3 protein-coding genes and 3 pseudogenes are annotated in these 4,432 nt (G+C 70.6%); 2 read left to right on the top strand and 4 right to left on the bottom strand.

Features of this window, described 5'->3' with window-relative positions:
• Positions 1-7 precede the first annotated feature (7 nt).
• Positions 8-55: pseudogene (locus EAO70_RS40230) on the top strand (hypothetical protein); the annotation flags it as partial.
• A gap of 63 nt (positions 56-118) precedes the next feature.
• On the opposite strand, the pseudogene EAO70_RS06135 reads toward EAO70_RS40230, so the two are convergent.
• The 4 genes and pseudogenes from EAO70_RS06135 to EAO70_RS38925 all read right to left on the bottom strand — a co-directional run.
• Positions 119-2,119, bottom strand: a pseudogene (locus tag EAO70_RS06135) (molybdopterin oxidoreductase family protein); the annotation flags it as partial.
• Positions 2,116-3,252, bottom strand: a complete 1,137-nt coding sequence (locus tag EAO70_RS06130) for an MFS transporter (RefSeq protein ID WP_148001996.1) — start codon at positions 3,250-3,252, stop codon at positions 2,116-2,118. The pseudogene EAO70_RS06135 and the gene EAO70_RS06130, both read right to left, overlap by 4 nt.
• A gap of 160 nt (positions 3,253-3,412) precedes the next feature.
• Positions 3,413-4,069 (bottom strand): annotated as a pseudogene (pflA, locus tag EAO70_RS06125) (pyruvate formate-lyase-activating protein); the annotation flags it as partial.
• Entirely contained in the window at positions 3,963-4,214 is a 252-nt protein-coding gene (locus EAO70_RS38925) for a 4Fe-4S cluster-binding domain-containing protein (RefSeq protein ID WP_261992695.1), read from the bottom strand. The gene EAO70_RS38925 and the pseudogene pflA, both read right to left, overlap by 107 nt.
• On the opposite strand from EAO70_RS38925, the gene EAO70_RS06115 reads away from it, so the two are divergent.
• The coding region (locus EAO70_RS06115) for a 4Fe-4S cluster-binding domain-containing protein (RefSeq protein WP_148001994.1) at positions 4,159-4,432 on the top strand (274 nt) is incomplete at its 3' end. The two genes, EAO70_RS38925 and EAO70_RS06115, sit on opposite strands and share 56 nt — an antisense overlap.

Genomic DNA, 4,432 nt, shown 5'->3' with positions numbered 1-4,432 from the left:
CCCGCACATGATGGGCCGCACGATCTTCATCGACCCGGGCCGCTGCATCGGCTGCCAGGCCTGCGTCTCCGCCTGCCGCGAATGCGACTCCCACCGCGGCAAGTCGATGATCCACCTCGACGACCCGGACGGGGTCACCGTTGCGGAAGCCGTGCGAGGGGTGGACCTCGACCCAGGGGCGCGGGGTCTGCTCGACGAGGGCACCCAGGCGGCGGGTCRGGTTGCCGGAGAGGAAGTGGGCGACGGTGCGGCCGGTGGTCAGCGAGAGGGGGAACTCCTCGCTGTACGGATCCATGGGCGGGTGCCACTCGACGACCTGGAGGTGGATCTTGCCGTCGGGGTGGTAGGTGCGGCCGTCCTCGAAGAGGCGGGGGGTACCGGGGTGGTCGGTGGCGGGGCAGGGCCAGGCGATGCCGCCGGTCTCCTCCAGGCGCTCGTAGGTGATGCCGTAGTAGTCGTTGACGGTGCCGGCGGAGGCGACGCGGAGTTCCTCGAAGACGGACCGGGAGTCGGGGAAGTCGAACTTGTCGCCCGCGCCGAGGCGCCGGGCGAGTTCGCAGATCACCCAGGTGTCGGTGCGGACCCCGGCCGGGGGCTCCTGCGCCTTGTTGTGCTTGACGACCCGGGCCTCGGCGTTGGCCATGACGCCGTCGTCCTCCGCCCACACGGTGACGGGGAAGACCACGTGCGCGTTGGCGGCGGTCTCGGAGAGGAAGAAGTCGAACTGGGCGTGGAATTCGAGGGTGTCGTAGCCGTCCTTGACGGTGGCGTAGTTCGGGAGGGAGACGAAGGGGTTGTTGCAGATGCCGACGAGTCCGCGGATCTCCTTGCGCTGCATCTGCCAGACCATCTCCATCATGGAGGTGCCGGCGAGCGGGAGATCGGCCTCGTCGATGCCCCAGATCTCGCAGATCTGGCGGCGGTGCTCGGGGTTGGTGATGGAGCGGCCGCCGGGGAGGAGGTCGGACTTCTGGCCGTGCTCGCGGCCGCCCTGGCCGTTGCCCTGGCCGGTGATGGTGCCGTAGCCGGCGCCGGGCCGGCCGATGTGCCCGGCGGCGACGCAGAGGTTGATGATGCTGAGGCAGTTCTCGACGCCCTGGGAGTGGTGCTCGACGCCGCGGGCGTGCCAGGCCATGGCCCGGTCCGCGCCGGCGAACATCCGGGCGACCTGGACGATCTGCTCCGCGGGGACGCCGCAGATCTCGGCGGACCGGACGGGCGGGTACGCGGCGACGGTCTCCTTGACCTCCTCCCAGCCGGTGGCGTGGGCGGCGAGGTAGGCCTCGTCGGTGAGGCCCTCGGCGATGACGACGTTCAGGACGGCGTTGAAGAAGGCGGAGTCGGTGCCGGGCTTGAGGGCGACGTGGACGTCGGCGGTGCGGGCGATCGCGGTCTCGCGCGGGTCGACGACGATGAGGGTGGCACCCCGGTCGCGGGCTCCCCACAGGTACTGGGTCATGACGGGGAAGCACTCGCCGACGTTGGACCCGGCGATGAGGAGGCACTCGGTGAGGAGGATGTCGGAGAAGGGGTTGCCGGCCCGGTCGATGCCGAAGGCGAGCTTGTTGGCGCCGGCGGCGGAGACCATGCAGAGGCGGCCGTTGTAGTCGACGTGCCGGGTCCGGAGCGCGGTCCTGGCGAACTTGCCGACGAGGTAGGTCTTCTCGGAGTAGAGGCTGGCGCCGCCGAGGAGGCCGAAGGCGTCGTTGCCGTACTCGCCCTGGATGCGGCGGATCTCGGCGACGGTGTGGTCGAGCGCCTCGTCCCAGCTGACCTCGCGAAACTCCTCGTCGCGGTTGCGGCGCATGAGCGGCGCGGTGAGCCGGTCGGGGTGGTTGACCTGCTGGTAGGCGTTGATGCCCTTGGGGCAGAGCCGCATCCGGTTGATGTCGTGGTTGCGGGGTTCGACGCCGAAGACCTTGCCGGCGTGGTCGACGCGGAGGTACATGCCGCACTGGACGCCGCAGAAGCAGCAGTGGGTGGGGACGAGGGTCTCGCCGTTCTGGTCGGCGTGCCAGCGGTCGGCGGGGATGCCGCCGGCGTCGCGGAAGTTGCGGGTGCCGGGCGGGGCGAGGGAGGGATCGAGCGGCAGCTCCCGGCGGGGGTCGGTCGCGGTCACTTGAACCCCTTCTTCACGTGGTCGAGGTAGGCGTTGCCACGCAGGACCCGCTTGCAGCGGGGGCAGTACTCGGCCCAGTCGTCGAAGCCGAGGTCGAGGTCGCGCATGGTGCCCTTGAGGTTCTCCACGTACGGGGCGGTGTCGATGGGCTCGTGGCAGCGGCGGCAGGCGAGCACCTCCTCGTCCTTGCGGCGGGCGGTGTACTTGAAGAGCTGCATGCCGACGGCGGCGGGCCGCTGGACGATGTGGAAGAACTTCCCGAAGGGGATGTAGATGAGGGTGAAGACGACCGACACCATGTGGAGGATCGCGAGGAACTCGTAGCCTCCGCCGTGCAGGAAGATCGACGAGAAGGTGAGCAGCAGCCCGGTCACGGAGATGACGATGAGAGCGAGCAGCGGTACGAGGTCGTAGGCGAAGCGCTGGCCGGTGATGGCGCCGCGGTCCTTCATGCGGCGCCAGAGGAAGTAGCCGGCGCCGGGGATGACGAGGACGGCGGCGATGTCGAGGCCGTGGAACATGAGCCAGCCGACGATGTTCAGGGCGTCGAAGCCGATGATCTTGATGCCCCAGATCCGCATCTCGTAGCCGGGACCCGAGCCGGTGGCGGAGGTGAAGGTGAACCAGCCCCAGGTGAGGGGGAAGGTGATCGCGGCGGCGAGCAGGCAGCCCCAGAAGATGAGCTGGTGGGCGGCCCAGCGGGCGTGCGAGCGGGCGCCGAGGAACTTCTGGAAGCCGAGGTAGGTGGCGATCATCTTCGGCAGCGCGGTGGGGGCCCGGCGGAAGTTCGCGACGGAGAAGAAGGCGCCCCAGCCCTTGTGGAAGAGGCGGCGGGCGCCGGGGGCGGAGATCCAGACGGTGTAGCGGTAGGCGACGCCGAAGGCGAGGAAGACGGTGGCGACGGCGTAGGGCAGCAGGGCCGAGTCGAAGTCGCGGAGCAGGCGGCTGCCGAAGACGATCGCGAGGATCAGCAGGGCGGAGACGACGGCGCCCGCGAGGGAGGCGCGGCGGCGCACGGCGGCCGGGGTCTGCGGAGGGTGGCCGGCGGCCGGCGGGTCTCCCGGGGCGGGGGCGCCCGGTGTGGGATCGCTCGGTGGTGGTGTCGGCTCGGCGGTCTGCGGTGGCTCGGTCACGCGGCCACGGTAAGGCCGTATGGGCAGTTCTGCCCTGTTTTGCGCAGTCTTGGGGTGAAGTCGTCGCCCGGACGGGCCGGTCGGCCGGGGCGGGGTCGCCGCCTTCGCCGGAGGCCTCGGCAACGTGACCCGCGTGGACATCCTCCCCTTCCACCGGCTCGGCGACCTGCTCGGGCGTCGGGGAGGGCGTGTCGTGCAGGGTGAACGGCATGCCGAGTGCCTGCCACTTCGCTTCGCCGAGCTTGTGGAAGGGGAGGATGTCCACGCGGGTCACGTTGCCGAGGCCTCCGGCGAAGGCGGCGACCCCTTCCACGTTGGCCGGGTCGTCGGTGAGGCCCGGGACGAGGACGAAGCGGACGTGGACCTCCTGGCCGAGGTCGGCGAGCCGCCTGGCGAAGTCGAGGGTCGGCACGAGCGGCCGGCCGGTGACCTTCCGGTACGTGTCGGGGTCCCAGGACTTGATGTCGAGCAGGACCAGGTCGGTGTCGCGCAGCAGGGCGTCGGTGGCGCGGACACCCAGGAAGCCCGAGGTGTCGAGGGCGGTGTGCAGGCCGAGCTCGTGCTTGAGCCGGTGCAGCAGTTCGCCGGTGAAGACGGGCTGGAGGAGGGGTTCGCCGCCGGAGACGGTGGCGCCGCCCCCGGAGGCGGAGATGAAGCGGACGTACTTGGCCGCCTCGGCGATCACGGCATCGGCGGAGGTGCGGCGGCCGTTACGCATCTTCCAGGTGTCGGGGTTGTGGCAGTAGAGGCAGGTGAGGGGGCAGCCGGAGAGGAAGGTGACGAAGCGGGTGCCGGGTCCGTCGACGCCGGTGGACAGGTCCCAGGAGTGCACCGCGGCCGTTACGCATCTTCCAGGTGTCGGGGTTGTGGCAGTAGAGGCAGGTGAGGGGGCAGCCGGAGAGGAAGGTGACGAAGCGGGTGCCGGGTCCGTCGACGCCGGTGGACAGGTCCCAGGAGTGCACCGGCGTCGACGGACCCGGCACCCGCTTCGTCACCTTCCTCTCCGGCTGCCCCCTCACCTGCCTCTACTGCCACAACCCCGACACCTGGAAGATGCGTAACGGCCGCCGCACCTCCGCCGATGCCGTGATCGCCGAGGCGGCCAAGTACGTCCGCTTCATCTCCGCCTCCGGGGGCGGCGCCACCGTCTCCGGCGGCGAACCCCTCCTCCAGCCCGTCT

It is taken from the genome of Streptomyces sp. adm13(2018) (assembly GCF_008042145.1).
GTDB lineage: Bacteria > Actinomycetota > Actinomycetes > Streptomycetales > Streptomycetaceae > Streptomyces.
Note: the sequence above shows the minus strand (reverse complement) of the source record. Positions and strands in the feature narration are given on the sequence as shown.